Consider the following 3,793-nt stretch of genomic DNA (forward strand, 5'->3'; position numbering starts at 1 on the left):
CGCCGCGGCCGAGGCCGAGCTGCGCGGGGCCGCCTCGACGCTGGCGGAGGTGGCCGCGAGCCGCGCCGCCGCCGACGAGCGCGTGGCCGCCCTCGACCAGTCCTACCGCGACCTCGGCGTGCGCCGCGGCAGCCTTGAGCGCGAGTCGTCGGCCTTGGGTAAGGACGCGCGCGACCTGGAGGCCAAGATGGACGTGGCGCGCCGCCGCCACGCCGAGACCCAGGAGGCGCTCACCAACGGGCTCGCCCACGTGAAGGTGATCGAGGGCCACAGCGCCGAGCTCGAGCTCTCGCTCGCCCGCGCCCAGGCCGACGCCGAGTCGCTCGCCGCCGAGGCCGCTGCCGCCGCCGAGGCGCTCGCGACGCTCGACGAGCAGGAGTCGGCCGCTCGCAAGCTCGTGGGCACGTGCACCCAGGCCCGCGAGGCCACCCGCACCGCCCTCGACGAGGCGCGCGACGCCGAGCGCGCCCTGGCGGCGCAGATCCAGGCCCTCGAGGAGGTCGAGCGCGCCTCGGTGGCCGCGTCGGGCCCGGCGCGGGCCTGGCTCATGGAGCACGAGGACGAGCTGGCCGGCGCGCTTGAGCCGCTTGCCCACGTGGTGCGCGCCTCCGAGGGCTGCGAGGCCCTCGTGGAGGCGCTGCTCGGCCCGGACGTGGCCACGCTGCTCGTCGACGACGCGGTGTGCGCAGCCTCGGTGGCCTCGGTGCTCGCCGCCGCCGAGCTGGAGGGCGAGGTGTCGCTGCTCCTGCGCGAGGACGCCTCGCCCGACAGCCTGCCCGAGGCCCGCGCCGCCGCCTACCCGGCCGACGCTCCGGGCACCCCGCTCATCGAGCGTCTCGCCTTCCCGCCCTCGGCGGCCCGCGCGGTGCGCGCCGTGCTGGGAGACGTGGTGCTGTGCGCCACGCTCGACGACGCCCTGGAGGCCCACGGCGCCGACGCCTTGGGGCTGCGCTTCGCCGCCGCCGACGGCTCGGTGGTGTGGCCGAGCGGCAAGGTGAGCGTGGGCACCGCCGTGGACGAGGGCGCCGAGGGCGTGCTCGCCCGCGTCCGCCGCGTGGAGGACCTGCGCGGCGCGCTCGCCGATGCCCAGGAGGCCACGGCCACGGCTCAGCGTGAGGCCAGCGAGGCGGAGGAGTCCCTGCGCAAGGCCCAGGCCGCGAGCCTGGACCTGAGCCAGCGGCTCGCCGCCCTGCGCGGCGGCGCCGAGGCGTCGCGGTCCCAGGCCGACCGGGCCGAGGAGAAGCTGACCGCCGTCCGTCGCGAGCTCGAGTCGGTGACGCGCCAGCGCGAGGAGGCCGAGGCCATCATCTCGAGCGCCCGTCCCGACGTGGAGACCTATGAGCGCCAGATCGCCGAGTGCCAGCAGGGCCTGGCCGATGCCAAGGCCAAGCAGGAGGAGATCCAGGCGGAGCTGGCCCCTCTGCGCTCGGAGGCTCATCGCGTGTCCGAGGAGCTGGCCGAGGCCAAGCTCGAGGCCGCCAAGCTCGCCGAGCGCGACACCTACGCCGCCCGCGTGCGCGACGCCCGCCTGGGCGACCTGGAGGCCCTGCGCGAGACGGTGGCCGAGGCCCGCGAGCTTCTGGCCGTCAAGACCGTGTCGGCCCGCCGCCTGGAGCCCCTGCTCGCCGTGTTCGAGGAGCTGACGCTGTCGGCCCGCCGCTGGACGCGCGACCTGGAGGAGCGCGCGAGCGCCGCCCAGGACTCCTCCACCGGCCTGCACGCCTCCATCACCGAGGCCCGAGCCGCGGCCCATCGCGCCCATGACGCCTTCGACGTCGTCAACGAGCAGCTCTCCGCCGCGCGCGTGGAGAAGGGCCGCCTCGAGCTCAAGGTGGAGGCGGCGGTGAACGTCATCGTGGCCGACTGCAAGACGCCGCTCGAGACGGCGCTCGTCCTGCCCCCGCTCGAGGACCGCCCGCTCGCGGAGGAGACCGCGTTTCGCCTCCAGCGGCGTATCGCCAACCTCGGCACCATCAACCCGGACGCGGCCGAGGAGTATGACGAGCTCAAGGCGCGCTTCGACTACCTGGCCGGCCAGCTGTCCGACCTCGACTCGGCGCGCAAGTCACTCGCCAAGATCAACCGCGTCATCGACGCGCGCATGAAGGACGACTTCGTGCGCACCTACGAGGAGGTCAACGCCAACTTCCAGGAGATCTTCGCCGTGCTGTTCCCCGGCGGATCGGCCAGCCTGTCGCTCGTGGATCCGGACGACTTGGAGAACACCGGCGTGGAGGTGACGGCCCAGCCCCGCGGCAAGCGCATCACCAAGATGATGCTCATGTCTGGCGGCGAGAAGTCCCTCACCGCGCTCGCGCTCCTGTTCGCCGTGTACCGCACGCGCTCCACGCCGTTCTACATCCTCGACGAGGTGGAGGCCGCCCTCGACGACACCAACCTGCGTCGGCTCGTGGCCTACATCGAGCAGCTGCGCGACTCGACCCAGCTCATCATGATCACCCACCAGCGACGCACCATGGAGACGGCTGACGTGCTGTTCGGCGTGTCCATGCAGGCCGATGGCGTGACCAAGGTCATCAGCCAGAAGCTCGACCGCGCTCTCCAGTACGCGGAGTAGCGCCGCCGCCCGACCGAAGCGAAGGAGAGAGCCATGGGATTCTTAGACCGCATCAGCGAGGGGCTCACCCGCTCCCGCGACCGCTTCAAGGAGTCGATGAACGTCCTGCTCGATCGCGGGCCCGACCTCGACGAGGAATTCTGGGAGGGGCTGGAGGAGACGCTCATCCTGGCGGACGTGGGCGGCAGCGCGGCTGACTCGATCGTCGAGCGGCTGCGCGATGCCGCCACGCGCAAGGCGTTGCCGGATGCCTACGCCGTGCTCGACCTGCTCAACGACGAGATAGCCGCCTCCTTCACCGAGGGCGGCGCGGACATCCTGGGCGGCGAGCCGGCCCTCGTGCTGTTCGTGGGCATCAACGGCACGGGCAAGACCACCACGGTGGGCAAGATCGCCAAGGAGCAGACCGACGCCGGGCGCGCGGTCATCTTAGGCTCGGCCGACACCTTCCGCGCCGCTGCCATCGAGCAGCTCGAGGTGTGGGCGCGCCGGGCCGGGGTGGAGATGGTCACCCGCGAGCGCGGGGCCGATCCGGCGAGCGTGTGCTACGACACCATCGAGCGCGCCGAGGCGGTCGGGGCCGATCTCGTGCTCGTGGACACCGCCGGGCGCCTGCACACCTCCGCCGACCTCATGCGCGAGCTGGAGAAGGTGGTGAGCGTGGTGCGCAAGCGCGCGAAGCTGCCCGTCTACACCGTGCTCGTCATCGACGCGACCACCGGACAGAACGGCTTGCAGCAGGCTCGCGAGTTCAACCGCGCGCTCGATGTGGACGCGCTCATCGTCACCAAGCTCGACGGCACCGCCAAGGGCGGCATCGCCCTGGCCGTGAGCCACGAGCTGGAGCTGCCCATCATCAAGATCGGCGTGGGGGAGGGCATCGACGATCTGCGTGACTTCGACGCCCACGAGTTCGCCGCCGCCCTGGTGGGCGCCTTCGACGAGCGCTTCGACGAGGACGAGGACTCCCTGCGCGGCGAGAACGCCAAGGAGGCGGCCGTCACGGCGGGGGAGCGGCGCCGCGACGTGATCGAGGGGGCGCCGGCGGTTTCGGAGCCGGCTGACGTCGCCGCGCCCGAGGATGACGGGGCCGAGACTGCGGGGGAGCCCGCGGCTGGCGAGGCGTCCGACGCCGAGGCGGCCCCGGCCGCCGACGGCACGCCAGATGCGGCCGACGCGCCGGATGCCGGCGACGCCGACGAAGCGGGCGCGGCC

2 protein-coding genes are annotated in these 3,793 nt (G+C 73.2%); both read left to right on the plus strand.

Features of this window, described 5'->3' with window-relative positions; genetic code table 11:
• Positions 1-2,578, plus strand: a 2,578-nt coding sequence (locus D1643_RS10185) for an AAA family ATPase (protein ID WP_160710513.1), incomplete at its 5' end; no start/stop codon positions are given.
• Positions 2,579-2,611: 33 nt separating this feature from the next.
• Positions 2,612-3,793: signal recognition particle-docking protein FtsY (gene ftsY / locus D1643_RS10190; RefSeq protein ID WP_236643551.1), on the plus strand; the 1,182-nt coding region annotated here is incomplete at its 3' end.

Origin of the sequence: Enterorhabdus sp. P55 (genome assembly GCF_009911695.1) — a bacterium.
Classification (GTDB): domain Bacteria; phylum Actinomycetota; class Coriobacteriia; order Coriobacteriales; family Eggerthellaceae; genus Enterorhabdus.